The 486-nt window shown below is 42.2% G+C and carries 1 protein-coding gene and 1 pseudogene; both read right to left on the minus strand.

The genetic code is table 11. From position 1 onward, the window contains the following. A partial coding sequence (gene rpmJ / locus A3738_RS29290) for a 50S ribosomal protein L36 (RefSeq protein WP_082890025.1) occupies positions 1 to 107 on the minus strand: 107 nt, incomplete at its 3' end. Positions 108 to 143: 36 nt separating this feature from the next. Next, a pseudogene (gene secY / locus A3738_RS10565) lies at positions 144 to 486 on the minus strand (preprotein translocase subunit SecY); the annotation flags it as partial.

Here is a 486-nt window from a genome sequence, read left to right on the forward strand (position 1 = left end):
TGGCGTTGCTTATGACGAGGTTCTGAGCAAATGACTCGAACTGAGCCATTGCGACGAATAATTTTACAGTTACGGCAAATCTTCTTTACCGAAGCACGAACTTTCATTATCTGCTCCAACTATTTGCTAAAACCTACCGGTTATCACAGCATTCCGCTGTTACCGTAACCTTTAAGGTTTGATTTCTTCATAACAGACTCATATTGATGAGACATCAGGTGCGACTGCACTTGAGCCATAAAGTCCATCACCACAACTACCGCAATAAGAAGTGAGGTTCCGCCGAAATAAAACGGTACATTGAACCAAACAACCATAAACTGTGGCAGTAATGATACTGCTGTAATATAAGCAGCACCGAATATTGTTAAACGCGTAAGTACGTTATCGATGTAATTTGCAGTTTGCTCGCCAGGACGAATGTTACCAGCCAGATATGCACCAGAGCGCTTAAGATTCTCTGCTACTTCACGAGGGTTATACATT

The organism is Oleiphilus sp. HI0066 (assembly GCF_001635725.1).